The sequence below is a fragment of the Streptomyces incarnatus genome, from assembly GCF_001027185.1.
Classification (GTDB): Bacteria; Actinomycetota; Actinomycetes; order Streptomycetales; family Streptomycetaceae; genus Streptomyces; species Streptomyces puniciscabiei.
In genome coordinates this window covers 5571574-5595686 of the sequence record NZ_CP011497.1, presented here as the reverse complement: position 1 = coordinate 5595686, position 24113 = coordinate 5571574, and the positions used below count along the sequence as shown (strand labels likewise).

Sequence of the window (24113 nt, the reverse complement as noted above, 5' to 3'; positions counted from 1 at the left end):
CCCGGAAAGCTACACGTCACCTGCGGGATCCCGCCCCCAGCACCACCCCGCCCAGGATCAGCGCCATCGACAGCAGGTGCGGCAGACCGGTCGTCTCGCCGAGCACGGCCCAGGACAGCAGGGTCACGCAGACCGGCTGGAGGTGGTAGACGATGCCCGCACGGGTCGCGCCGATCAGCGCGACGGCCTTGTTCCAGGCGAAGAAGGCCACCGCGGAGGAGGCGACGCCGACGTAGAGGAGCGGCAGGACGGTGGCGGGGGTGGGGTGGAAGGAGCCCTGCACGGTCACGCTCACCGCCTGCGCGGGCAGCAGCAGGACCGTGCCGGTCAGGAAGGTGGTGAAGAGGAAGCCGGTGCCGCTCAGTTCGGCGGGCCGGCGGCGCAGCAGCGCGCTGTAGCCGGCGAAGCAGCAGGCGGCCGCGATCATCCACAGGTCTCCGGTGGCGAAGCCCGCACCGCCGCCGACGAGCAGCGTCACACCCGCGCAGGCGATGAGCAGCCCGGTGCTGCGGCGGGCGCCGAGCCGTACGCCGCCCAGCCGTTCGAAGACCGCCATGAGCACCGGCGACGCGGCCATGATCAGGCCCATGGTGGCGGCGGGCGTGGTCAGTCCGGCCTGGTTGACGAGGGTGTTGTACACCGCCACACCGAGGAAGGACGCGAGGAGGACGTAGCGGGCGTGGCGGCGGATCAGCGCCCGCTGCCGCCAGGCCTGCCGGGCGCCGAAGGGGGCTACGGCGAGCAGCGCGACGACCCAGCGCCAGAAGGCGTGCTGTACGGGCGGGACGCTGTCGTGCAGGCCGCGCGAGGTGACGAAGCTGCCGGACCAGACGAGGGTGGCGAGGGCGGCGAGCGCGAGGCCGGCCGCGGGAGCGGCGCACGTGCGGGCGGACGGGACGGAGGTGGTGGTCCTGGGCAGGACGGCTGCCACGGGGCTCCTTTCGGGGTGGGCGTTCCGTGTCCCTACCGTCGCAGCGCCCGATCCATCAGGTCCATCGAATCTTTTCGACGATTCCTTTCAGCTGAACTGAAAGATGGCAGCCTGCCTCCACCCAGTTGCCCCGCCAGCGTCGCGCCGAACGCCAGCGCCATGCCCGCCACCTGCACCGGCGTGAGCGCCTGGCCGAGGGCCGCCCAGCCGACGACGGCCGCGGTGAGCGGGGAGAGCGGGCCGAGGAAGGCGACCTGGGTGGCGGTGAGCCGGCCGATGCCGCGGAACCAGAGCCAGTACGCCACCGCCGTGTTGGCCAGGGCCAGATAGAGGTAGCCGCCCACGGCACGGCCGTCCAGGGCGGGTGGGGCGCCCTCGGCCAGGACGGCGACCGGCGCGATGAGCAGGCCGCCCGCGGTGAGCTGCCAGCCGGTGAGCGCGAGCGGACCGACGCCGTCCGGGCGGCCCCAGCGCTTGGTCAGCACCGTACCGGCGGCCATCGAGGCGGTGGCGGCCACGGCCGCGAGCACTCCTACGGCATCGAGCGTGCCGGTTCCCTGCAGCACGACGAGGCTGACGCCGAGCGCGGCCGCGAGCCCGGTGACGAGCGTGCGCGGAACCGGCCGCTGCCCGAGCAGCAGCGCCGAGAGGCCGACGACGAACAGCGGCTGGACCGAGCCGACCACGGCGGCCATTCCGCCGGGCAGCCGGTACGCCGACACGAACAGCAGCGGGAAGAAGGCGCCGATGTTCAGCGCGCCGAGCACCGCCGACCGCCACCACCAGCTCCCGCGCGGCAGCACCCGGGTCAGCGCCAGCAGGAGCAGTCCCGCGGGCAGCGCCCGCAGGAGGGCCGTGAACAGGGGGCGCTCCGGCGGCAGGAACGCGGTGGTGACGGCGTAGGTGGTGCCCCAGGAGACGGGGGCGAGCGCGGTGAGCGGAACGGTCAGGGATCGCTTCACGGCCGGATCCTCCGGGTTCCTTCGGCGTCGGCGAGGGTGGCATCGGCGAGGACGGGGACCAGAGCGGGGGCAGGAGCAGGAGCAGGGGCGCCGGGGGCGCCGCCGCGGGTCACCGTCGCCGGCCGTGGCCGTACCGCCTCCGCCGGCAGGCGGGATTCCGTCCGGATCAGGAGGGCGGCGGCGACCGCCGAGGTGAGGACGAGGACGGCCCACGGCGCCCGGCCGTCCAGGGCCAGCAGGGCGGTGAACAGGGAGGGCGCCACGGCCTTCGCCAGGGACCAGGACATCTGGTACGCCGCCAGATACCGGCCGCGCACCGCTTCGGGCGCCGCCGCCACCGCGAGCGCCTGGGCGGCGGGGCTGTGGATCAGCTCACCGAGGGTGTAGACGACGACCACGACGACCAGGGCCCCGCCCACGACGACGGCCGATCCCGGCGTACGGTGCCGAGCACGATCTGCGCGGCGAAGGCGGTCGCGAACAGGCCCCCGCCCAGCGCCGCCGCCCGGGTGCGCCGGGCCCCGGCTCCGCGGACCCGCGCGCCGACCCCGACCCCGGCCACCGCGCACAGCACGGTGTTGAGCGTGAACCCGGCGCCGGTGAGCATCGAAGGCCCGTGCAGCCACTCCACGACGAAGAGGGGGAAGAGCACCGACAGAGCCGAATAGCTCAGCGCGTTCAGGAAGTTGGCGCCGGTGACGACCAGGAACGGCCGGTCGGCGAGGACGAGCCGGTAACCGGCGCCCGCGCGGCGCGCGACCGGAGCCGCACCTGCGGTACGCACCTGCCGCAGGGGCCGCAGCAGCAGCGCCGCGAGCGCGAAGGAGAGGGCGTTGCCCCAGGCCGCGTACGTGTACCCGGCGCTGCCCGCGAGGGAGATGACCAGCGTGGCCAGCAGCGCGCCCGCCCCGTTCCCGGCGTTCTGCAGCGCGCGCGTCGACGCCTGCAGCCGGTCCCGCCCCGCCCCGCTCGCCACCTCGCCGATCAGGGACTGCTGAGCCGCCGGGAAGGCCCGGTCCGCGGCGGCCGTGACCAGGGCGACGGCCGCGAAGGCGGGCAGGGAGTGGGCGAAGGGGTAGAGGGCGAAGCCGGCGACCCGGACGCCGTAGAGCCCGTACTGCACCCGCTTGGCGCCGTACCGGTCCACCGCCGCGCCGGCGAGCGGCAGTACGGCGATGCCCGCGAGGCCGGTCGCGGTGAGCACGGCGCCGACGACCGTGAAGGACAGCCCGGTGACGGCGTGGAAGAAGACCAGCGTGAACGGGACGTACATGCCGGTGCCGATGCCGTTGACGGCGGCGGCGACGGGCAGGGTCCATTCGCCGGGTGTGCGCTCGTTCGTTCTTGTCACCATGACCCCCTGAAGTAACTTGGCAGCAAGTAGCTTAGTGCTAAGCAACTTTCCTGCAAGTTACTTTCTTGCTGGCGACCTCCCGGAAGGCCATACTCGGCCCATGAGCGCAGGCAAGGATCCGGTGGACGCGATCATCGGCCAGTGGGCGGCCGTGCGACCCGACCTCGACTCCAGGGCGATGGAGGTCTTCGGGCGGATCTACCGCCTCTCCCGCACCATGGGCGACCGTATGGAGAAGGCGTACCAGCCCTACGGCATCTCACGCGGCGAGTTCGACGTGCTCGCGACACTGCGCCGCAGCGGCGAGCCGTACACCCTCTCGCCGCGCCAGCTGTCGGCCACCCTGATGCTGACCACCGGCGGGATGACCGGGCGCCTCGACAAGCTGGAGAGGGCCGGCCTGCTGCGCCGCTCCCCCGATCCGCACGACCGCCGGGGCCTTCAGGTGACGCTGACCGAGAAGGGCCTGGACGTCATCGACCGGGCGGTCGGCGCGGGCCTCGCGGTCCAGACGGAGGCCCTGTCCCGCCTCAACGACGAACAGGCCGGCCAACTGGCCGACCTGCTGAGGGAGTTGCTCGCGGGGACGCTGGAGGCACCACACCGGGCCTAGTGGTGGTCTAGCCGCCGACGTGCGCGGCGAGCGCCACCTCGATGGCCGTGCCGTCGGCCGAGTCGGCGGCCCAGGCCGTGTATCCGTCGGGGCGGACCAGCACGGTCGTACGGCGGTCGCTCGCCCAGTGGGCCACGGTGAGCCGGTCCGCGAAGCCGGGCCCCGCCTCGTACGGCTCCGGGGTGATCAGCACGAACCGGCCGCCGCGCAGGGCCTCGTAGAGGCGGCCGCCGCCGGCCAGGGCGACGTCCGGCACCCGGGTTCCGGTGAGGCGGTGGGCGCCGCGCGGGGCGGGGTAGCGGTAGCCGACGCCGGTGACCTGGCCGGCGACCTCGCGGCGGGCGGGGCCCACGGCGTTCAGGAACGTGGTGAGCGCCGCGCGGGCCGCGAGCGTCCAGGGCCGCTTGGCCATGGCGAGGCGGACGATCCCGCCGCTGCTGCGCAGCACCGCCCTGCCCACGGGGTGCCGTTCGGCCTGGTAGCTGTCGAGCAGCGCGGGCCCGGCGTGACCGGTGACGACCGCCGCGAGCTTCCAGCTCAGGTTGGCCGCGTCCTGGAGGCCGGTGTTCATGCCCTGGCCGCCGGCCGGGGTGTGCACGTGCGCGGCGTCGCCGGCCAGGAAGACCCGCCCGGCCCGGTAGGCGGGCGCCTGCCGTTCGTCGCTGTGGAAGCGGGACATCCAGCGGGCGTCGTGCATCCCGAAGTCCCGGCCGAGGGCGAGACGGGTGATCTCCTGGATCTCCGCCAGGTCCAGCGGTTCGGTGTCGGGGACGTTGCGGCCGCGGTGCCAGCCGATCACCCGGTAGTAGCCGTCGCCGAACGGCGCGAGGAAGGCGAAGGCGTCGCCGACGGCGTTGACGGTGAGCAGGTCTGGCGGCTCCTCGGCGAGCCTGACGTCGGCGAGGACGACGGACCGGATCACCGACTTGCCCGGGAAGGGCAGCCCGATCGCGTCCCGTACGGCGCTGCGCATGCCGTCGGCGCCGACGACGTACGCCGCCCGCAGCCGCTCCGTGCGGCCCTCGGGGCCGCGCGCCTCCACGGTCGCCCCGTCGGCGTCCTGCGTGAGCCCGGTCAGTTCGGTCTCGTACCGGAAGTCGACGCCCGCCTCGACCGCCCGGCGCTCCAGGACCTTCTCGACCTCGTACTGCGGGAGGACGAGGAGGTGGTTGAAGCGGGAGGGGAGGGCGGCGAGATCGACGGTGAGCCGGCCGAAGAGGGCCAGGCGGTCGAGGGGCCGGCCGACCTTTTCGAGGTCGTCGGCGAGGTCGCGCGCGTCGAGCTGTTCCAGGGTGCGGGCGTGCAGGACGAAGGCGCGGGAGAGGTTGCTGATCTTGTGGGGGCGCTTTTCGAGGACGGTGACCGGGACGCCGGCGGTGGCGAGGTCACCGGCGAGGAGGAGACCGGTGGGGCCGGAGCCGACGACGATGACGGCGGCGGTGGCGGTGGCGGGGCTGCCGGTGCTGGTGGCGCCGGGGGTGCCGGTGACCTCGTGGGTGGTGGTGCCGTTGTTGCCAGTGGTGCCAGTGGTGCCGGTCATGGTGGCCTCCTGGGTGCCAACGCTTGTTGGTCTACAAGCGTTTGCCAACCGCCGTTGACCAACACCTGTTGGTCAACACCCATTGGTCAACGCTTGTTGGCAAGCCTAGAACCGGGCCGCGAGGAGAGTCAACACTTGTTGGCCCACGCATGTTGGCCTACGCTCGTTGGCATGACCGCCAGCACGAAGACGAGCCAGGCGCGCCGCTCCGACGCCACCCGCACCGCCATCCTTCAGGCCGCCCGCGAGCGGTTCGCCGCCGATGGCTACGAGCGGGCCACCATCCGGGCGATCGCCAGGGACGCGCGCATCGACCCGTCCATGGTCATGCGCTACTACGGCAGCAAGGAGAGCCTCTTCGCCGCGGCCGTCGCGCTGGATCTGCGGCTGCCCGATCTGACGGGGGTGCCGCGGGACGAGGTGGGGCGGACGCTGGTGGGCCACTTCCTCGGCCTGTGGGAGGAGAACGAGGAGCTGACGGCCGTCCTCCGGGTCGGCGCCACCAACCCGGCCGGGGCCGAGCGGATGCAGGGCATCTTCCGGGAGCAGCTGCTGCCGGTGGCCCGGCAGGTGTGCCCCGACCCCGAACAGGTCCCGGCGCGGGCCGCGCTGTGCGCCGCGCAGCTGCTCGGGCTGGCCCTCACCCGCTATGTGCTGCGCCTGCCGGCGGCGCGGGAACTGACCCGCGAGGAACTGCTGGCGTGGCTCGGGCCGACCGTACAGCGGTACCTGACCGCGCCGAATCCCTGAGCCGCACCGCCACGGCCGATCGACCGTGGTCCACCGGCGACACCTTGACCGCATCCGCTGCATCAAGGGCGGACCGGCTGGACGCCGGAAATACCGGTCCCGGGCGAAGAAGGCGCTCGTACGAGCCGAGGACGTGGACGGCGTCGTACCGATCCGGAGGCTCGAGGGCGCCGTTCACACGGGGCGTGGCTGATCGCCGAGCCCCGTGCGAAACGCCGAGGGCGCCGACCTCACCCGGGTACGGCAGCACGCGCGTACCGACGGGAGGACAGGCGCCCCCGGCGACAGAAATAGCCGGTGTCCGGCGAAAGGAACCGGTGTCCGGTCAGGCCTTGGCGTCGGCCTCGGGCTTCACCGAGGACGAGGGCTTGACGACCCTGATCTTGGACTTGTCCAGCGCCATCACCAGACCGGCGATGACCACGAACAGCGCGAGCGGGATCAGCACGTAGAGGCCCAGCGTCTGGATGGCGCTCAAGGGGGCGCCGGGGTCGTCGCCGTCGTCGCGGGTCAGCGCGAGCGCGGGGGACGACATGAGCAGCATCATCAGCGTCGTACCGGCGGCCAGGGCGCCGGCGCGCAGGGCGTTCTTCTTGTCCACGATCTCAAGTTAGCGAACCCCCCGGAGGGACGCGCGCCCGGGGTCCCGTACGGGGGGTTCACACGCCGTCGGCCTGCCCGAACACATGGAGCAGCGCCCTCAGCCGAGGGGAGGCCGTCAGTTCCTCCAGCGGCAGCGGCCGGCCCTCGCGGTCCGCGATCGGCAGCCGCCAGTTCGGGTACTGGTCCCAGGTCCCGGGGAGGTTCTGCGGGCGGCGGTCGCCGAGGCCGTCCGGGAGCCAGACGCCGATCAGCCGGGCCGGGGTGCGCAGCAGGAAGCGGTGGACGGCGCGGATCTCCTCCTCCTCGTCGGAGCCGGGCGGCCCGGCGGCGGTGCGGTCCAGCAGGCCCAGGCTGCCCAGCAGGGCCAGCCACTCGGCGGTGTCGGCGACGGCCTCGGCGCGTTCCTCGGCCGCCGGGCGGGTGAGCAGGCCCAGGCGGTCGCGCAGGTCGATGTGGTCGCCGGTGAGCCGGGCGGCGGTGGGCGGCAGGTCGTGGGTGGTGGCGGTGGCCAGGCAGTCGGCGCGCCAGCGCTCGGGCGGCAGCGGGCGGCCGTCGCCCTCCCAGTCCCGCTCGAACCACAGCACCGAGGTGCCGAGCACCCCGCGCCGCTGCAGCGTCTCGCGCACTCCGGGCTCGACGGTGCCGAGGTCCTCGCCGATGACGACGGCCCCGGCGCGGGTGGCCTCCAGGGCGAGGACCGCGAGCATGGCGTCGGCGTCGTAGCGGACGTAGGTGCCGCCGGTGGGCGGGCTGCCCTGGGGGACCCACCACAGCCGGAACAGGCCCATGACGTGGTCGACGCGCAGGGCGCCGGCGTAGCGGAAGAGGGCGCGCAGGAGCTCGCGGTAGGGGGCGTATCCGGTGGCGGCGAGGCGGTCGGGGCGCCACGGGGGCAGGCCCCAGTCCTGGCCGCGGGCGTTGAAGGCGTCGGGTGGGGCGCCGATCGACATGCCGGCGGCGAAGACGTCCTGCTGGGCCCAGGCGTCGGCACCGTCCGGGTGCACGCCGACGGCGAGGTCGTGCACGATCCCGACGGACATGCCGGCCTCGCGGGCGGCGCGCTGGGCGGCGCGCAGCTGGCCGTCGGTGAGCCAGGCGAGGCGGGCGTGGAACTCGACCCGGTCGGCGAGGTCGGCCCGGGCGCGGGCGGTGTCGGCCGAACGGGGGTCGCGCAGGGCCGGCGGCCACCGCTGCCAGTCGGAGCCGTGGATCTCGGCGAGGGCGCACCAGGTGGCGTGGTCGTCGAGGGCCTGGCCGTGGGCGGCGCGGAAGTCGTCGTAAGCGGCCCGGCGGCCGGGGCCGAGGGGGACGGCCAGGACCAGGTCCAGTGCCTCGCGCTTGAGTTCCCACACCGCGTCCCGGTCGATGAGGGCGCCCTTGTCGAGGACGGCGGCGCGCAGCCGTTCGGCCCGCTCCAGCAGGGCGCTGAGCCGCTCGCGGTCGGTGACGTAGGCGTACTCGGGGACGTCCTCGACGCGCAGGTGCACCGGGTCGGGGAAGCGGCGGGAGGACGGGCGGTACGGGGAGGGGTCGGTGGGAGCGCCGGGTACGGCCGCGTGCAGCGGGTTGACCTGGACGAATCCGGCGCCGGCGGTGCGTCCGGCCCAGCCGGCCAGCTCGGTGAGGTCGCCGAGGTCGCCCATGCCCCAGGAGCGGCGGGACAGCAGGGAGTACAGCTGCACGAGGAGGCCGTAGGAGCGGCCGGGCGGGGCGGGCAGCCGGTCGGGGGCGACGACGAGGTGGGCGTGGGCGGTGCGGCCGTCGGGTGCGACGGCGGTCAGCCGGTGCACACCGAGCGGCAGGTCCGCCGCGGTGTCCCGCTCCTGGCCCGCCTCGGTCTCGACGCGCAGGCGGGTGCCGGGCGGCAGTGCGGCGAGGGCGGCGGGGCCCCGCGGGTCACCGGCCCAGTGCACGAGCGTCGGCGGCAGCAGGCGCTCGCGCACCTCGCGTTCCCGTGCGGCGAGGGCGCTCGTCACGGCGGTGGGGCCGGTCGCATCCACGCCGAGGGCGGCCAGGGCGGCGACCACGGCGGAGGCGGGCACCGGGACGTCACGGCCGGGGGCGGGGCTGTAGGAGGTGGCGACTCCGTGCGACTCGGCGAGCCGGGCCAGGTCCTCGTCCGTGAAGTCCCCGGATTCCTCGGGGTTCCCGGACTCCTCGAAGGCCCCAGATTCCTCGAAGGACCCGGGATCCTCGTGCGCCGCGGTCATCTACGGCCTCGCGCCGAACGCGCCGGACTCGTGGGCCCCCACGCCGTAGGGGTCGCCTGCGTACGACGCCGCCGCGAAGGCGTCCGACTCGCTGGTCAGCGGAGTGGCCTCGGCGAGCGGCGGCTCGCTGGTCAGGGGCTCGGCGTCGGGCAGCGGCGGCTCGCTGGTCAGCGGGGCCTGGGCGCAGGCGCTCTCCGCGCTGAACACGCACAGCGCCGCGTCGTCGGTCGGGGCGGACGGGTCCGCCCCGGGTTTCCACTGGGCCGGGATCGGGAGTCGAGCCGGTGCGGCCACGGAGGCCTCCTTCTGGGTGGCGGTCGGATGCTGCGGTTTTGAACGGATTACGGCAGGCCTACCCCGTGACAGCCCCCGCACTCCAGAGAGCCACTCGAACCCGCCTCGAACCCGCCCCGACCCCAGCTCTCCCCCGCTCGAGCCCGCCCTGACCCCTCTCGATAACCCCCACTCAATAACCCCACTCGATCACCGCCTCTATCACCGGCCTCTGTCACCTGACCGACCACGATCTTGATCACTATTCACTCAGTACATGTACCGACAGGGTCGTCGTGTCGATCCTGGCCGGGGGCGACCCGGCCGCCTGCCTGCGCGCCCAGCGTGCCGCGCACATGGCACGGATGCGGCAGCTCACGGCCGTCAAGACCGACCGGAACGCCGATCTGGCGACCGTGCTCTCGGCCGACTACGCCCTCAACCACCTCGACGCCGACCTCCGCTGGATGAACACCACGGCGGCCCGGCTGACCACTCTGACCGCGGAGGTCGACGGAGCATGACCCACCAGGGGGACACCTCGGCCCCGGTCCTCACGGGCCGGGACCTCGTCAAGGCCCACGGCAGGACCCCGGCGCTGCGCGGCGCCTCGGCCGTCCTGCACCACCGAGTCGGTGGCCGACCGCCGCCGGGGTCTGGCCGCGCAGGTCGCCTCCGGGGTGCCCCGGGCGGTGCTCGGCCGGGCGCTGCTGCTGGAGACGGCGCTTCCGCTGGCCCCCGCGGTCGCGCTGGCGGGCGCGGGCGGCATGGCGATCGGCGTCTGGTACGCCTCGCTGGCCCAGGGCGGGCTCACCCGGACCGTACCGTACGCGGCGCTGCTGGTGCCGGTGGGCGTCTACGCCTGCTGTCTGCTGGCGGCGGCCACCTCACTGCCCCTGCTGCGCCGCACGGCCCACCCGGGGGAGCTGCGGTACACGTGAGCCCGAAGCCGCCGGGGAGCTGCGGTACGGCGCGGTCCCGACGGCCCCGGCCGGAGCCGCGGTACGCGTGAGCCTCCGGCTCCGGGGGCGCAGGGGACTCCCGGAGCCGGTGCGCGCCCTCATCGCGTATGCGGGACCCCGTTGCGTACGCGGGACCCCGCCGAGGACACGAGGCCCCGCCCCGTATGCGAGGGCCGCCGCGCATGTGCGGCCTCGGCGCGTACGCGAGGCCCCGCCGGGTACGCGAAGGCCCGGATCGCCGTCAGGCAGAAATGCCGTCGATCCGGGCCAGGGCATCGTCCGCGCCGTACGGCTGCAAGTAGGGCAGCCAGCGCGGATCCCTATGCCCGGTGCCGATGATGCGCCAGGCCAGCCCGGACGGCGGAGCCGGTTTGTGCCGCAGCCGCCACCCCAGTTCGACGAGGTGACGGTCGGCCTTCACGTGGTTGCAGCGGCGGCAGGAGGCCACCACGTTGTCCCAGACGTGCTTGCCCCCGCGACTGCGCGGGATGACGTGGTCGACGCTGGTTGCGACGCCACCGCAGTACATGCACCGGCCCCCGTCGCGCGCGAAGAGCGCACGCCGGGTGAGAGGAACGGGCCCCCGATAGGGAACCCGGACGAATCGCTTGAGCCGGACCACGCTGGGTGCGGGGACGGTGACGGTTGCGCTGTGCATAAAGGCGCCGGATTCCTCGAGGGAGACGGCCTTGTTCTCCAGGACGAGGACGAGCGCGCGGCGGAGCGGTACGACGCCGAGCGGCTCGTACGACGCGTTGAGGACCAGGACATGCGGCACGGGTGCCTCCTTGGGCGTCGGCGGCGCGTGGCTCGCGCCGGGACGATCTGCAGTCAGTCTCCCTTGGTGCCTGGTGGAAGCGCCACCATGTACCGGTAACGGGCTGGGAGTGTTTTCGACCACACCGGAATCATCCCCCGGATCATGACCAGTTCAAGCCGGGGTGAGCCCCGTCTCTCCTGCGCCCCTCCTTGGCGGATCCGCGCGATGCACACACAATGCCCCGTTAGTGTGGTGGCCCTGTCCGTCCGGTGACCTTTCCGTGACCTTGAAGCCCTTGACCGCCCACCGGCACGGACCGCGCAGCACCTGGAGGTACCTGCCGTGTCGTCCTTGCCCGCCGTGCTTCTGGCCGCCGGTGCGTCGCCGACCCCGTCCCCCTCTCCCTCTCCGTCCGGCGCGACGGCACCGGCCGTGCCGTCGCTCCAGGACGCCCAGGAGAGCGCGACGAACGCGGCGAGCTGGGTCGAGCAGAACTGGTCGACATGGCTCGCGATGGGTCTGCAGATCCTGCTGATCGTGGTGATAGCGGTCGCGCTGCGCGCGGTGGTACGGCGGGCGATCACCAAGCTGATAGACCGGATGGGCCGCACCGCGGAAGCCGTCAACGGCACGGCGCTGGGCGGGCTGCTGGTCAACGCCGAGCGGCGCCGGCAGCGCTCGCAGGCGATCGGCTCGGTGCTGCGCTCGGTGGCGAGCTTCCTGATCCTCGGTACGGCCGCGCTGATGGTGCTGTCCACCTTCAAGATCAACCTGGCGCCGCTGCTGGCATCGGCCGGTGTGGCCGGTGTCGCGATCGGTTTCGGCGCCCGGAACCTGGTCACCGACTTCCTCTCCGGCGTGTTCATGATCCTGGAGGACCAGTACGGCGTCGGTGACGTGATCGACGCGGGCGTGGCCACCGGCGAGGTGATCGAGGTCGGGCTGCGCGTGACCAAGCTGCGCGGTTCCGACGGCGAGATCTGGTACGTCCGCAACGGCGAGGTCAAGCGGATCGGCAACCTCTCCCAGGGCTGGGCGACGGCGGGCGTGGACGTCACCGTCAAGGCCTCCGAGGACCTGGACCGGGTCAAGGCGACCCTGGACGACGTCGCCGAGCACCTGAGCAAGGAAGAGCCCTGGAACGAGCTGCTGTGGAGCCCGGTCGAGGTCCTCGGCCTGGACTCGGTCCTGCTCGACTCGATGGTGGTCCGCGTCTCCGCCAGGACCATGCCGGGCAAGGCGCTGACGGTCGAGCGGGAGCTGCGCTGGCGCATCAAGCGGGCGTTCGACGCGGCGAGCATCCGCATCGTGGGCGGCGCGACGTCGGTGGAGGACGCGGAGGACACCCCGGACCCGTCGGCGGCGGTGGCGGCCCCCTCGGCGTACTCCAACTCGGACTCCCCGCAGGCCAGGGCGACGGCCCCGATCTCTGCGCAGTCCCCTGCGGCTCCGGGCAAGTAACCGGCGAACGAGCGGAACGGGTTCAGCACACTCGTTCGAGTGAACAGGTGGGCATTCCGGCGCGTGGTCCGCGCCGGGTGCCCATCGTTTGCCACTCCATCGACATGATCGCCCACCGCTACACCGCCCCGGTCCTCGCCGGCGACGACCCCACCGAGGCGTACTACGACGCCGACACCAAGGTCACCCTCGGCAGTCCCCTCCCCCTCCCGGCGCCGTACCCGCCCGCGATACCACCCCCTTCCTCGACAGCTGAGGCCCCACCGTTCCCGCCCCCGAGGTAACGACTCCGTCTCCTCCGCGCCGTTGTCTATTGACGCCCCCTTCGTCCTGGGCTTACTTTCCTCGCACCGCGATAGGAAACTTTCCTAACAGTGATCTTCCGGCGGCCGCTGATCAAGGCTGGACGCCACGACCGGGTCACTGAAAAGCTGGGCGGTTGGAAAGGCAGGTGTCGACCCCATGGCAGGAACCGCCGGTACGCCGGGCACCCCGCGCGTGCTGCGCGCCATGAACGACCGCACCGCCCTGGACCTCCTGCTGGAGCACGGGCCCCTGTCGCGCACCCGGATCGGGAAGCTCACCGGCCTGTCCAAGCCCACCGCCTCCCAGCTGCTGGCCCGCCTGGAGGCCGCCGGACTGGTCCGGGTCACCGGCACCAGCGAGGGCCAGCCGGGCCCCAACGCCCAGCTGTACGCCGTCAACCCCGGCGCCGCGTACGCCGCCGGGCTCGATGTCACCCCGGAGCGGATCCGCGCCGCCGTCGCCGACGTCACCGGGCGGACCGTGGGTGAGTTCGAGCTGCCCACCCCGGGGCGGCGGCCCGCCGAGCCCGTCGTCCAGCAGGTCACCGACGCGCTCGACGGTGCCGTCAAGGCGGCCGGACTGGCGCGGTCCGATGTGCACCGGCTGGTCATCGGCACGCCGGGCGCCTTCGACCCCAACACCGGCCGGCTGCGCTACGCCTCCCATCTGCCCGGCTGGCACTCCCCCACCCTGCTCGACGAGCTCGCCGCCGCCCTGCCGATGCCGGTGGAGTACGAGAACGACGTCAACCTCGTCGCCCTCGCCGAACAGCGGCTCGGGGCGGCCAAGGGCCACGCGGACTTCGTGCTGCTGTGGAACCAGGAAGGCCTCGGCGCCGCCCTGGTCCTCGGCGGCCGGCTGCACCGCGGCTGGACCGGCGGCGCCGGCGAGGTCGGCTTCCTGCCGGTGCCGGGCGCGCCCCTGGTCCGGCAGGTGACCAAGGCCAACAGCGGCGGCTACCAGGAGCTGGCCGGCTCCCAGGCCGTACCGAAGCTGGCCCGGGAGCTCGGTATCCAGGATGTGCCGCCGGGGCCGTACACCGAGGTCGCTGCCGAACTCGTGGCCCGGGGCGCCGATCACGCCTCCGGCCCCTACCGGGAACTGCTGCGGACCTATGCGACCCGGCTCGCCACCGGTCTCGCCTCGCTCGTCTCCGTCCTCGACCCCGAACTCGTCGTCCTCAGCGGCTCCGCGCTGACGGCCGGCGGCGAGGGCCTGCGCGCCCTCGTCCAGGCCGAGCTGGAGGAGCTGGCCGCGGCCCGCCCCCGGCTGGTCGTCGGTGACGTGCACGAACACCCCGTACTGCGCGGCGCGTTGGAGTCCGCGCTCGTGACCACCCGCGACGAGGTCTTCGACACCTCGCGCTAGCCCTCCCCTCTCACCCACCCCGTCCCGCTGGGAGACCTCGCCATGCCCGAAGTCATACCCTCAGCTGCCCGAAAAGCGGCTTTCGCCCTGACTGCCTCGCTGGCCCTCCTCACCACCGCCTGTACCGGCCAGTCCAACTCCGGTGCCACGGACGACGCCTCGAAGGACACGACGATCAACTTCTGGCACGCCTGGAGCGCGCCGAACGAGGTCAAGGCCGTCAGGTCGCTGGTCGCCGGCTTCGAGAAGGCGCACCCCAACATCCACGTGAACGTCGTCGGCAACATGACCGACGACAAGATCAACCAGGCGCTGCGGTCGGGGGGCGACAAGGCGCCGGACGTGATCTCCTCGTTCACGACCAACAATGTGGGCAAGTTCTGTTCCTCGGGTGCGCTGGTCGACCTCAACCCCTTCTTCAAGAAGTCCGGGATCGACCCCGAGAAGACGTTCCCGAAGCCGATGAACGAGTACACCCAGTTCGGCGGCAACCGCTGCACGGTGCCGCTGCTCGGTGACGCGTACGGGCTCTACTACAACAAGACGGCGTTCGCGAAGGCCGGTATCGCCCGGCCCCCGAAGACCTGGTCCGAGTTCGAGGCCGACGCCAAGAAGCTGACCATCACCGACGGGGACTCCTACAAACAGCTGGGCTTCATGCCGGACTACCACGGCTGGGAGTCCACCACCGAGCACTACTTCGCGCAGTTCTCGCCGACCTATTTCGGCAAGGACGGCACGTCGGACCTCGCCAAGGACCCGGCGTTCCAGAAGGGCTTCGAACTCCAGAAGCGGCTCGTGGACGAACTCGGCGGATTCCAGAAGCTGGAGAAGTTCCGGGCGACCCTCGGTGACGAATGGGGCCCCAAGCACCCCTTCCACACCGGTCAGGTCGCCATGCAGCTCGACGGCGAGTGGCGGCTCGGAATGGCCGAGCAGGCCAAGCCGAGGTTCGAGATCGGCGTCGCCCCGCTGCCCGTGCCCGACGACCAGGCCGCCCAGTACGGCAAGGGCTACATCACCGGCACCATCGCGGGCATCGCCGCCACCAGCCACAAGCAGAACGCGGCCTGGGAATTCGTCAAGTACGTCACCACGGACACCGACGCGGTGGTCGGCTTCGCCAACGACATCCACAACGTCCCCTCCACGCTGGCCGCGCTGAAGTCCCCGGAACTGAAGTACGACCCGCGGTTCAAGACGTTCCTCGACATCGCCGCCGATCCGGACTCCACCACCTCTCCCGCCTCCGTCAACGGCGGTCAGTACCTGGTGACGATCCAGCAGTTCGGTTACGACTACGAAAGCGGCAAGGTCACCGATCTGAAGGCCGGCCTGAGGAAGACGGCGGCACAGATCGACACCGACATCGCGCAGGCGAAGTAGCCGATGAGCACCATCACTCTGGCGTCCAAGCGCCGCCGGTCGGCGCTGCGGACTCTCGCCTTCATGTCGCCCTGGCTGATCGGGTTCGCGGTGTTCTTCGCGTACCCGCTGGTCTCGACGGTCTATTTCTCCTTCATGCACTACGACGGCTTCAGGCCGCCGACATGGAGCGGGGGCAAGAACTGGGCCTATGTCTTCGAGCACTACCCGCTGTTCTGGCCGGCCCTGCGCAACACCCTGTGGCTGGTGCTGGTGATGGTGTCCCTCCGGGTCGTCTTCGGGCTCGGCATCGGCCTGCTCATCACGAAGATCAAGACGGGGACGGGCGTCTTCCGCACCCTGTTCTACCTGCCCTACCTCGCCCCGCCGGTGGCGGCCACCATGGCCTTCGCCTTCCTGCTCAATCCCGGCACCGGCCCGGTGAACTCGATCCTGGAGAAGGCGGGCGTCCCGGCGCCGGGCTGGTTCAACGACCCCGCCTGGTCCAAGCCCGCCCTGACCCTGCTGGCGCTGTGGGGCATCGGCGACCTCATGGTCATCTTCATGGCCGCGCTGCTGGACGTGCCGGCCGAGCAGTACGAGGCGGCCGAGCTGGACGGCGCCTCGGCCTGGCAGCGGTTCCGGTACGTCACCCTGCCGAACATCTCCCCGATCGTGATGTTCGCCGTCGTCACCGGCGTGATCCAGACCATGCAGTACTACACCCAGCCGCTGATCGCCGGGAAGGTCGCCTCCGGGGTGATCCAGGGCGCGGGCACCCAGTTCGAGCCCGGCTACCCGGACAAGTCCACGCTCACCCTCCCCCAGCTCGTCTACAACCTCGGCTTCCAGCGCTTCGACTACGGCTCGGCCTGTGTGGTCGCGCTGGTGCTGTTCGCCCTGTCGATGGTGTTCACCGGGTTCCTGATGCGGCGCCGGGGCGGTCTCATCCAGGCAGGTGACTGACCATGACCCAAGTACTGGACAAGCCGGTGGATGTGCGGGTGCCCGCCACGGCGGCCGAGCGCACCGCCCGGCGCCGGGCGCTCCTCGAATGGATCGCGGTGCACTCGCTCGGGGTCGCCGCCGCGCTCTTCTTCACCCTCCCCTTCGTGTTCGTCTTCCTGACCTCGCTGATGAGCGACACCCAGGCACTCAGCCGCGATCTGATCCCGCACACCTGGGAGTGGGGCAACTACAAGAGCGTGCTCGACACCCCCGGCTTCCTCACCTGGTGGAAGAACACGCTGGTCTACGCCGGTCTCGGCACCGTCCTCACCGTGGTGTCGTCCATCCCCGTGGCGTACGCGCTCGCCAAGTTCCGCTTCCGGGGCCGCAACCTGTCGCTCATGCTGGTGATCTCGATGATGATGCTGCCCCCGCAGGTGGTCATCATCCCGATGTACCTGTTCTGGGCCAAGCAGCTGGACCTGTCCGGCACGCTGTGGCCGCTGATCATCCCGATGGCGTTCGGCGACGCGTTCTCCATCTTCCTGCTGCGGCAGTTCCTGATGACGATCCCGAACGAGTACCTGGACGCCGCGAGGGTGGACGGCTGCGGCGACCTCAGGACCCTGCTGAAGGTCGTCCTGCCCATGGCCAGGCCGGGCATCGCGGCCGTCGCCCTGTTCCAGTTCTTCTACGCCTGGAACGACTACTTCGGGCCGCAGATCTACGCGTCCGAGAACCCCGGCGCCTGGACGTTGTCGTACGGCCTGGAGTCCTTCAAGGGCGCCCACCACACCGACTGGAACCTCACCATGGCCGCGACCGTGCTGGTCATGGCCCCCGTGATCCTCGTGTTCTTCTTCGCCCAGCGGGCGTTCGTCGAGGGCGTCACCCTCACCGGAGTAAAGGGTTGATCCGACTGTGAAACTCACTGTGGTGGGCGGAGGCTCGACCTACACGCCCGAACTCATCGACGGCTTCGCACGCCTGCGCGACACCCTGCCCATCGAGGAACTCGTCCTGGTGGACCCGGCCACCGAGCGCCTGGAGCTGGTGGGCGGGCTGGCCCGGCGGATCTTCGCCAAGCAGGGCCACCCCGGCCGGATCGTGACCACCGCCGACCTGGATGCGGGCGTCGACGGCGCCGACGCCGTGCTGCTCCAGCTGCGCGTCGGCGGTCAGGCCGCCCGCGCGCAGGACGAGACCTGGCCGCTGGAGTGCGGCTGCGTCGGCCAGGAGACCACCGGCGCGGGCGGCCTGGCCAAGGCGCTGCGCACGGTCCCGGTGGTCCTCGACATCGCCGAACGGGTCCGCCGTACCAACCCCCGGGCCTGGATCATCGACTTCACCAACCCGGTCGGCATCGTCACCCGCGCCCTGCTCCAGGCCGGGCACCGGGCGGTCGGGCTGTGCAACGTGGCGATCGGGTTCCAGCGGAAGTTCGCCGGGCTGCTGGGCGTGGCACCGGCCGACGTCCACCTCGCGCACGTCGGCCTCAACCACCTCACCTGGGAGACGGGGGTGCGCCTCGGCGGCCCGGAGGGCGAGAGCGTCCTGCCCGGGCTGCTGGCCGAGCACGGCGACACCATCGCCGACGACCTGCACCTCCCGCGCCCCCTCCTGGACCGCCTGGGCGTGGTCCCCTCCTATTACCTGCGCTACTACTACGCCCACGACGAAGTCGTGCGCGAACTGCGCACCAAGCCGTCCCGGGCTTCCGAAGTGGCCGCCATGGAACGGGAGTTGCTGACGATGTACGGCGACCCGGCGCTGGCCGAGAAGCCGGCGCTGCTGGCCAGGCGGGGCGGGGCGTACTACTCGGAGGCGGCGGTGGACCTGGCGGCCGCGCTCCTGGGCGGCGGCGGAAGCCCCTACCAGGTGGTGAACACGGTCAACCGGGGCACGCTGCCGTTCCTGCCCGACGACGCGGTGATCGAGGTGCAGGCCGCGGTCGGCCCGGCGGGCCCCGCCCCGCTGCCGGTGCCGGAGCTGGACCCCCTGTTCTCCGGGCTGATCGCGAACGTGACGGCGTACGAGGACCTGGCCCTGGAGGCGGCGCTGCGCGGCGGCCGGGACCGCGTCTTCCGCGCCCTGCTGGCGCATCCGCTGATCGGCCAGTACGCGTACGCCGACGCCCTCACCGACCAGCTGATCGCACACAACCGGGAGCACCTGGCGTGGGCCTGACCTCACCTCTTCCCGCGGGGGTACTCGCCATCGACGCGGGCAACAGCAAGACCGACGTGGCCGTGCTCACCGCCGCCGGGGAGGTGCTGGCCACGGCCCGCGGCGGCGGTTTCCGCCCGCCCGCGGTGGGGGTGACGGCGGCGCTGGACGCGCTGGCGGAACCGGTCGCTCGGGCCTTCGCGGAGTCGGGCGTCACCTCCGTGTCCCATGTCTCGGCCTGCCTGGCGAACGCCGACCTCCCGGTGGAGGAGGAGCAGTTGGCGGCGGCGCTCCAGGCGCGCGGCTGGGGTGCGTCGGTGTCGGTCCGCAACGACACCTTCGCGATCCTGCGGGCGGGCGTCGCCGAGCCGCGCGGGGTGGCCGTGGTGTGCGGGGCGGGCATCAACTGCGTCGGCATGCGGCCCGACGGCCGTACCGCGCGCTTCCCGGCCCTCGGCCGTATCTCCGGTGACTGGGGCGGGGGCTGGGGCCTGGCGGAGGAGGCGCTGTGGTTCGCGGCCCGCGCGGAGGACGGCCGGGGCGGTCCGACGGCGCTCGCCCGCACCCTCCCCGCCCACTTCGGTCTGCCGTCCATGTACGCCCTGATCGAGGCCCTGCACCTGGAGCACATCGACCACGACCGCCGCCACGAACTGACCCCGGTGCTCTTCACGACGGCGGCGGACGGCGACCCGGTGGCCCGCTCGATCGTCGCCCGGCTCGCGGAGGAGGTGGCGGTGCTGGCCACGGTGGCGCTCACCCGCCTGGACCTGCTCGACGAGGAGACGCCGGTCCTGCTGGGCGGCAGCGTCCTGACCGCCGGTCACGCCCTCCTCGACGACGCCGTCCGCGACCTGCTGACCACCCGCGCCCCCAAGGCCGGGGTCCGCGTGGTCACGGCGAGCCCGGTCCTGGGCGCGGCCCTGCTGGGCCTGGACCGCCTGGGCGCGGACGCGGCGGCGCGGGAGCGGGCACGGCGGCACTGGGAGCCCGGAAGAGCCGGCCTGCCCGCCGGACGCACGGGCGGTTGACGGCGGTACGCGGTACGGGGCCGCGGGCGCGCCTACCCGGTGATGCGCCCGGTCAGCCGCCACCGCAGACAGGTGGCGAGATCCGGGGCGACCCAGGTGCGGCTGTCGTCCTCGTGGTTCCAGACGAAGACGTCCGGCCGGTCGATGGCCGCGAGCACGGCGAACAGATCGCCGTTGCCGGCGTCACCGAAGAACAGCAGCGGCTCGAACGGCATGTACGGCGTGGCGAATTCGGGATCGCCGCGCAGCGCGAGGTTCTCGGCGGCGATCCGCTCCGCCGGCCGGAGCAGGCCGTGGCCGTACTCGCCCTCGATCCCGTCGGCGGCGCGGAGCAGGTCCGCGAGGTCCTCGGGCAGCGGCCCGCCGAGCGCCCCGGCGCAGTCGCGCAGAGCGGATTCCGCTGCTCCCGGCCGGCACACGACCGGGCCGGGCGGTGTCGCGAGGAGTTCCGTCCCCATGGCGCCCGATCCTCGCACGACGACCCGGCCGCGCCCCGGCCGGTGCCGGTGCGGTCGGGATGGAACCGGCACGCCCCGACCGGCGTGTTCATCGACAGGGGGGTGGTGTGCCCGGCGCCGCGCGCCCTCGGGCACACTGCGATCCGATCAAGATCCAGTGAAGGCCGGTGCGGATGTCGGTCCGGGCGGCGATACTTGGCGGCGAACGGATGACCATGGGGGAGGTCGAGTGACACACCCGCCGAAGAGCACGGCAGCGCCACCGGTGGCGGGCCCCGGCCTGCCCGCCGCGCCCGGCATCCCCGCGCAGCCCGCCCGCCCGGCCCCCGGCGGCTCCCCCGCGCCGTCCGCCCGGCGGACCGCGTTCGCCGAGGGCGTCGACCGGCTGCGGGACGCGGCGACCACCGAGCCGGGACGGCTGCGGATCATCGGTGCCGTACTGGCGCTGCTGGTGGTGGCGTTCGGCGCGGTCACCGCCTGGCAGGCCAGTGAGCGGGCGGCCGCCGCCGACGACGTGCTGCACCGCAGTCAGCCGCTCAGTTCCGGTGCGGCGGACATCTACCGGTCGCTGGCCGACGCCAACACGGCCGCCTCCAGCGGGTTCCTGGCCGGCGGGCAGGAGACGGCCGCCTCCCGCGACCGGTACGAGACGGACATCCGGACCGCCGCCGCGGGCCTGGTGACCGCCGCCGCGAACGCCGAGCCGGGCTCCGCCTCCGAGGCGGCCGTCGCCCGGCTGAACAGGCTGCTGCCCGAGTACAAGGGCCTCATCGAGCGCGCCCGGACCTACAACCGGCAGGGCTATCCGGTCGGCGGCGCCTATCTGCGGTACGCCAACGAGAAGATGCAGAAGGAGATGCTCCCGGCGGCGGAGGATCTCTACACCAAGGAGAACCAGCGGCTGGACGCCGACTACGGCGACGCCACACCGTACCCGTGGGTCGCCATCGCCCTCGGCGTGCTCGCGCTGGCCGCGCTCGGCTGGGCCCAGCACCGCACCTACCGGCGCACCAACCGCGTCCTCAACCACGGCCTGGTCGCCGCGTCCGCCGTCACCACCGTCGCCCTGCTGTGGCTGGTCGTCGGGCACGCGGTGGCCCGCGCGGAGCTGAACGGCTCCTACGACCACGGCATCCGCTCCCTGACCGTCCTGCACGACGCCCGGATCGCCTCCCTGAAGGCGCGCGGGAACGAGAACCTGAGCCTGGTGGCACGCGGCGCCGAGACCATCACGGCCGGCGGGAAGACGTACGACGCGTACTACTACGACTTCGACAAGGACATGACCATCCTGGGCCAGGGCCTGACCCGGGCCGCGAAGCTCGCCGACGACCAGGGCGGCGGCGCACCGGTGAAGTCGGCCGAGGGCAACATGGCGGTGTGGAAGCAGCGCCACGCCGCGGCCCGCACCGAGGACGAGAACGGCAACTACGAGCAGGCGCTGGACAAGGTGATCGGCGCCAAGGGCGCCACCGGCGAGTGCTTCGACAGCGTCGACCGCAACCTCGCCCGGGCGATCGACCACGAGCAGACCGAGTTCCAGCGGGCCGCCGGGGACGGGCGGGACGCCATGACCGGGCTGCCGGTCGGCGCGGCCGTGCTCGCGGTGCTCGGCGCGGCCGGGGCGCTGGCCGGCATCGGCCGCAGGCTTTCGGAGTACCGGTGACAGGGGGCATGACGATGTACGCGGCGCGTGTACGGGCCTCCCTGCGGGGCTGGGGCGGGGTCGGCGCGATGGCGGTGCTGTGCGCGCTGGCGCTGGCGTTCGTCCTGCTGCTGCCGTGCACCCAGCAGGCCCCGCAGCACCGCCCGGCGCGGACCGGCCAGGCCGTCGCCAGCGGGGTGCAGGCCCGCGCCGAGGACTGCACACCCGCCGGGGCGCAGGACCAGACCCTGTCGCCGTCCAGCGCGGACGGTCCGACCATCGACGCGATCAAGGCCCGTACGGGCGCCAAGCGCAAGCTGATCGTCGGCGTCGACCAGAACAGCTACCACTGGGGCTACCGCAACCCGAACACCCAGGGCGCCGAGCTGGAGGGCTTCGACATCGACCTGGTGCACCGGATAGCCCAGGACATCCTCGGCGACCCGGACGCGGTGCAGTTCAAGGCGATCCCGACCAGCCAGCGGATCCCGGCGATAGAGGACGGCCGGGTGGACCTGGTGGTGCGGACCATGACGATCACCTGCGAGCGGCTGTCCCAGGTGGCGTTCTCCGCGCCCTACTTCAAGACCGGACAGCAGGTCCTCGCGCCCAAGTCGTCGTCCATCACGGGCTACAACTCCACCCTGGCGCACAAGAGGATCTGCACGGCGGCCGGTTCGACGGCCTACACCAAGCTGGACGCCGACAAGAAGAACGGCACCCTGCCCTCCTCCACCGACATCTCCACCACCGTCCCGAACCAGCTGGACTGCCTGGTCAGGCTGCAACTGGGCGAGGTGGACGCGGTGGTGACCGACGGCGCCCTCGCCGCCAGCCAGGCCGCGCAGGATCCGACCGTCGAACTGAAGGGCGGGGCGTTCACCACCGAGTACTACGGCGTGGCGATGAAGAAGGACGCCTCCGATCTGGTACGCCGGGTCAATCGCATTCTGGTGGGCTACCGCGCGAGCGGCTGGCAGGCGTCGTACGACACGTGGCTGTCGGCGACACTGGGGAAGGACTCGAGCGCGTCCAAGCCACCCGCACCGCGGTACCTGCGCACGAGTTGAGCCACATCCGACCGGAAACCCCCCAAGCAGCGAGAGGTGATCGATGGGCGTCACGGACCCCGCCGGGCCGGTGATGGACCGGGACGAGGTGGACCGTGCGCTGGCGCGGCTCGGCCAGGAGCACGAGGCGATCGAGACCTCGCTGCTGGCGCTGCAGGACCACGCGGGCCGCAGACTCCTCGAAGGTGCCCGGCTGACCGGGGTCACCAAGGAACGCTGGCAGGCCACGGAGGCGCAGATCACCCTGCTGTGGGGGTACTTCGACGCCTACGCGGCCGCGCTGCGCTCCGCCCGCGAGATCCGCGCCCGGCGCCGGTGGTCCAGCCGTGAGGACCTCGCGGAGCTGACCGAGCTGCTGCGCGGCGAGTCCGTGACCGTCCCCGGCGGCGGGACCGGCGTGCTCAGCGAGTCCCACTCGCTGTCCGGCCTGGTGGACCGGATGAACGAGCTGTACGCGACGAGCCTGGACCTGGTCGTGGCCTGCGACGCGGTGTGGTCGGCGCTGCCCGCGCGGATCGATTTACTCGCCGCGGAACTCCAGCGCACCCGCAAGCTCGCCCACTCCGTCGGCGTACGCCCCGGCGAGCACCCCGCCGGCGACGACCTGGAGCGGATCACGCGCACGCTCACCAAGCTGCGCGAGGACGTCGTCTCCGACCCGCTCGCCTTCTGGATGCCGGCCGAGGGCAGTTCGGCGCCGGGCGGCGGCCGTCCGGACACCACGGTGTACGACCGTGAGGCGCGCGCCCTGGAGGACGTGCGCCGGGAGATCGACGCCGTGCTGACGGTCCGGCAGGACGCGGAGGCCCGGCTGATCCGGCTCCGGGACGTGCTCTCGCGCGCCGACCGCACCCTCGCCGAGGCCCGCACCGCGCGCGGCGAGGTGCTGGCGAAGATCGCGGCGACCGAGGTGCCGGTGGTCAGCGGCCCGCCGACCGTGCTCCAGGAGCAGCTGGCGACCGCGGCCGAGTACCGGCGGCAGGCGCAGTGGCACCGCCTCTCCCCGCTGCTCGAATCGCTGGAGCAGAAGGCGGAGGACGAACTGCTGCGCGCCCGCGAGTCGTTGACCGCGGTCACCGCGCCGCTCGCGGTCCGCGCCGAGCTGCGCGGCCGGCTGGACGCGTACAAGGCGAAGGTGGCCCGGCACGGACTCGCGGAGGACCCGTTCCTGGTCGAGCGGTACGACGCGGCCCGGCGGATGCTGTGGAGCGCGCCCTGCGACCTGCGGGTGGCGGAACAGGCCGTGCTGCGCTACCAGCAGCTGGCGGCCGAGCTGCTGGGCGGCGCGGGCGCGCCCGAGGACCGTAAGGGGGACCAGTCATGAGTCAGCCGGGGCA

Annotated in this window: 23 protein-coding genes and 2 pseudogenes; 15 read left to right on the top strand and 10 right to left on the bottom strand. The window is 72.7% G+C overall.

The annotated features are described in order from the left end of the window. Positions 1-16 precede the first annotated feature (16 nt). From ABB07_RS25240 to ABB07_RS25230, 4 genes are read right to left on the bottom strand one after another with little or no spacing between them, the layout of a single operon-like run. Positions 17-931, bottom strand: a complete 915-nt coding sequence (locus ABB07_RS25240) for a DMT family transporter (RefSeq protein ID WP_208900844.1) — start codon at positions 929-931, stop codon at positions 17-19. Between the two features lie 32 nt (positions 932-963). Further along, entirely contained in the window at positions 964-1893 is a 930-nt protein-coding gene (locus tag ABB07_RS25235) for an EamA family transporter (RefSeq protein ID WP_208900843.1), read from the bottom strand. After that, positions 1890-2312 (bottom strand): hypothetical protein, encoded by a 423-nt coding sequence (locus tag ABB07_RS41005; protein ID WP_244189514.1) that lies wholly within the window; start codon positions 2310-2312, stop codon positions 1890-1892. Before ABB07_RS41005 ends, ABB07_RS25235 begins: the two co-directional genes overlap by 4 nt. Next, positions 2261-3247 (bottom strand): MFS transporter, encoded by a 987-nt coding sequence (locus tag ABB07_RS25230; RefSeq protein WP_244189513.1) that lies wholly within the window; start codon positions 3245-3247, stop codon positions 2261-2263. The genes ABB07_RS41005 and ABB07_RS25230 overlap by 52 nt, the downstream gene beginning before the upstream one ends. Before the next feature lie 100 nt (positions 3248-3347). Here ABB07_RS25230 and ABB07_RS25225 point away from each other — a divergent pair, with 100 nt between their 5' ends. Further along, entirely contained in the window at positions 3348-3860 is a 513-nt protein-coding gene (locus tag ABB07_RS25225; protein ID WP_208900842.1) for a MarR family winged helix-turn-helix transcriptional regulator, read from the top strand. A gap of 7 nt (positions 3861-3867) precedes the next feature. Here the strand turns inward: ABB07_RS25225 and ABB07_RS25220 are convergent, their stop codons facing one another. Further along, a complete protein-coding gene (locus tag ABB07_RS25220; RefSeq protein WP_208900841.1) occupies positions 3868-5400 on the bottom strand; it encodes an FAD-dependent monooxygenase in 1533 nt (510 codons plus the stop codon). Between the two features lie 171 nt (positions 5401-5571). Between ABB07_RS25220 and ABB07_RS25215 the strand changes: the two genes are divergently transcribed. Continuing rightward, complete coding sequence (locus ABB07_RS25215; protein WP_208900840.1) at positions 5572-6150, top strand: TetR/AcrR family transcriptional regulator; 579 nt, start codon at positions 5572-5574, stop codon at positions 6148-6150. Positions 6151-6475: 325 nt separating this feature from the next. Here the strand turns inward: ABB07_RS25215 and ABB07_RS25210 are convergent, their stop codons facing one another. From ABB07_RS25210 to ABB07_RS25200, 3 genes are read right to left on the bottom strand one after another with little or no spacing between them, the layout of a single operon-like run. Continuing rightward, complete coding sequence (locus tag ABB07_RS25210; protein ID WP_208900839.1) at positions 6476-6751, bottom strand: hypothetical protein; 276 nt, start codon at positions 6749-6751, stop codon at positions 6476-6478. A gap of 58 nt (positions 6752-6809) precedes the next feature. Beyond that, complete coding sequence (gene malQ / locus ABB07_RS25205) at positions 6810-8963, bottom strand: 4-alpha-glucanotransferase (RefSeq protein ID WP_208900838.1); 2154 nt, start codon at positions 8961-8963, stop codon at positions 6810-6812. Beyond that, on the bottom strand, positions 8964-9257 hold the full coding sequence (locus tag ABB07_RS25200) for a hypothetical protein (RefSeq protein WP_244189512.1): 294 nt from the start codon (positions 9255-9257) through the stop codon (positions 8964-8966). It lies immediately after the preceding gene. Positions 9258-9523: 266 nt separating this feature from the next. On the opposite strand from ABB07_RS25200, the pseudogene ABB07_RS25195 reads away from it, so the two are divergent. Both ABB07_RS25195 and ABB07_RS25190 read left to right on the top strand, forming a co-directional pair. After that, positions 9524-9760 (top strand): annotated as a pseudogene (locus ABB07_RS25195) (PadR family transcriptional regulator); the annotation flags it as partial. Positions 9761-9859: 99 nt separating this feature from the next. Beyond that, a pseudogene (locus tag ABB07_RS25190) lies at positions 9860-10177 on the top strand (ABC transporter permease); the annotation flags it as partial. Between the two features lie 262 nt (positions 10178-10439). Here ABB07_RS25190 and ABB07_RS25185 read toward each other — a convergent pair. Beyond that, positions 10440-10976 (bottom strand): HNH endonuclease, encoded by a 537-nt coding sequence (locus tag ABB07_RS25185; protein WP_208900837.1) that lies wholly within the window; start codon positions 10974-10976, stop codon positions 10440-10442. A gap of 324 nt (positions 10977-11300) precedes the next feature. Here ABB07_RS25185 and ABB07_RS25180 point away from each other — a divergent pair, with 324 nt between their 5' ends. The 8 genes from ABB07_RS25180 to ABB07_RS25145 all read left to right on the top strand — a co-directional run bounded on the left by ABB07_RS25180 (position 11301) and on the right by ABB07_RS25145 (position 19603). Next, complete coding sequence (locus ABB07_RS25180; RefSeq protein WP_208900836.1) at positions 11301-12419, top strand: mechanosensitive ion channel family protein; 1119 nt, start codon at positions 11301-11303, stop codon at positions 12417-12419. Positions 12420-12466: 47 nt separating this feature from the next. Beyond that, the gene (locus tag ABB07_RS25175; protein ID WP_208900835.1) at positions 12467-12703 is read left to right on the top strand and encodes a hypothetical protein; all 237 of its coding nucleotides are present in this window, start codon (positions 12467-12469) and stop codon (positions 12701-12703) included. A 178-nt stretch (positions 12704-12881) separates the two neighbouring features. Further along, a complete protein-coding gene (locus ABB07_RS25170) occupies positions 12882-14093 on the top strand; it encodes an ROK family transcriptional regulator (RefSeq protein WP_208900834.1) in 1212 nt (403 codons plus the stop codon). Positions 14094-14135: 42 nt separating this feature from the next. Next, the gene (locus ABB07_RS25165) at positions 14136-15479 is read left to right on the top strand and encodes an ABC transporter substrate-binding protein (protein ID WP_244189511.1); all 1344 of its coding nucleotides are present in this window, start codon (positions 14136-14138) and stop codon (positions 15477-15479) included. Between the two features lie 3 nt (positions 15480-15482). After that, a complete protein-coding gene (locus ABB07_RS25160; protein WP_208900833.1) occupies positions 15483-16424 on the top strand; it encodes a carbohydrate ABC transporter permease in 942 nt (313 codons plus the stop codon). Positions 16425-16426: 2 nt separating this feature from the next. Further along, a complete protein-coding gene (locus ABB07_RS25155) occupies positions 16427-17320 on the top strand; it encodes a carbohydrate ABC transporter permease (protein WP_208900832.1) in 894 nt (297 codons plus the stop codon). Between the two features lie 7 nt (positions 17321-17327). Then, complete coding sequence (locus tag ABB07_RS25150; protein WP_208900831.1) at positions 17328-18593, top strand: 6-phospho-beta-glucosidase; 1266 nt, start codon at positions 17328-17330, stop codon at positions 18591-18593. Then, positions 18584-19603: an N-acetylglucosamine kinase gene (locus ABB07_RS25145; protein ID WP_208900830.1), complete on the top strand. Its 1020-nt coding sequence runs from the start codon at positions 18584-18586 to the stop codon at positions 19601-19603. The genes ABB07_RS25150 and ABB07_RS25145 overlap by 10 nt, the downstream gene beginning before the upstream one ends. A 32-nt stretch (positions 19604-19635) precedes the next feature. On the opposite strand, the gene ABB07_RS25140 is transcribed toward ABB07_RS25145, so the two are convergent. Beyond that, complete coding sequence (locus tag ABB07_RS25140; protein WP_208900829.1) at positions 19636-20061, bottom strand: SMI1/KNR4 family protein; 426 nt, start codon at positions 20059-20061, stop codon at positions 19636-19638. 229 nt (positions 20062-20290) lie between these two features. On the opposite strand from ABB07_RS25140, the gene ABB07_RS25135 reads away from it, so the two are divergent. From ABB07_RS25135 to ABB07_RS25125, 3 genes are read left to right on the top strand one after another with little or no spacing between them, the layout of a single operon-like run. Next, positions 20291-21727 carry a hypothetical protein gene (locus ABB07_RS25135; protein ID WP_208900828.1) on the top strand — a complete coding sequence of 479 codons (1437 nt, stop codon included), beginning with the start codon at positions 20291-20293 and terminating at the stop codon, positions 21725-21727. A 14-nt stretch (positions 21728-21741) separates the two neighbouring features. Then, entirely contained in the window at positions 21742-22776 is a 1035-nt protein-coding gene (locus tag ABB07_RS25130; RefSeq protein ID WP_208903615.1) for a glutamate ABC transporter substrate-binding protein, read from the top strand. Between the two features lie 43 nt (positions 22777-22819). Next, positions 22820-24100, top strand: coding sequence for a coiled-coil domain-containing protein (locus tag ABB07_RS25125; protein WP_208900827.1), 1281 nt, complete (start codon positions 22820-22822; stop codon positions 24098-24100). Positions 24101-24113: the final 13 nt, after the last annotated feature.

Coding starts and splice junctions, on each gene's coding strand:
- ABB07_RS25230 (WP_244189513.1), bottom strand. CDS start 3,247: ATGGTGACAAGAACGAACGAGCGCACACCCGGCGAATGGACCCTGCCC.
- ABB07_RS25225 (WP_208900842.1), top strand. CDS start 3,348: ATGAGCGCAGGCAAGGATCCGGTGGACGCGATCATCGGCCAGTGGGCG.
- ABB07_RS25220 (WP_208900841.1), bottom strand. CDS start 5,400: ATGACCGGCACCACTGGCACCACTGGCAACAACGGCACCACCACCCAC.
- ABB07_RS25215 (WP_208900840.1), top strand. CDS start 5,572: ATGACCGCCAGCACGAAGACGAGCCAGGCGCGCCGCTCCGACGCCACC.
- malQ (WP_208900838.1), bottom strand. CDS start 8,963: ATGACCGCGGCGCACGAGGATCCCGGGTCCTTCGAGGAATCTGGGGCC.
- ABB07_RS25170 (WP_208900834.1), top strand. CDS start 12,882: ATGGCAGGAACCGCCGGTACGCCGGGCACCCCGCGCGTGCTGCGCGCC.
- ABB07_RS25165 (WP_244189511.1), top strand. CDS start 14,136: ATGCCCGAAGTCATACCCTCAGCTGCCCGAAAAGCGGCTTTCGCCCTG.
- ABB07_RS25160 (WP_208900833.1), top strand. CDS start 15,483: ATGAGCACCATCACTCTGGCGTCCAAGCGCCGCCGGTCGGCGCTGCGG.
- ABB07_RS25155 (WP_208900832.1), top strand. CDS start 16,427: ATGACCCAAGTACTGGACAAGCCGGTGGATGTGCGGGTGCCCGCCACG.
- ABB07_RS25140 (WP_208900829.1), bottom strand. CDS start 20,061: ATGGGGACGGAACTCCTCGCGACACCGCCCGGCCCGGTCGTGTGCCGG.
- ABB07_RS25130 (WP_208903615.1), top strand. CDS start 21,742: ATGTACGCGGCGCGTGTACGGGCCTCCCTGCGGGGCTGGGGCGGGGTC.
- ABB07_RS25125 (WP_208900827.1), top strand. CDS start 22,820: ATGGGCGTCACGGACCCCGCCGGGCCGGTGATGGACCGGGACGAGGTG.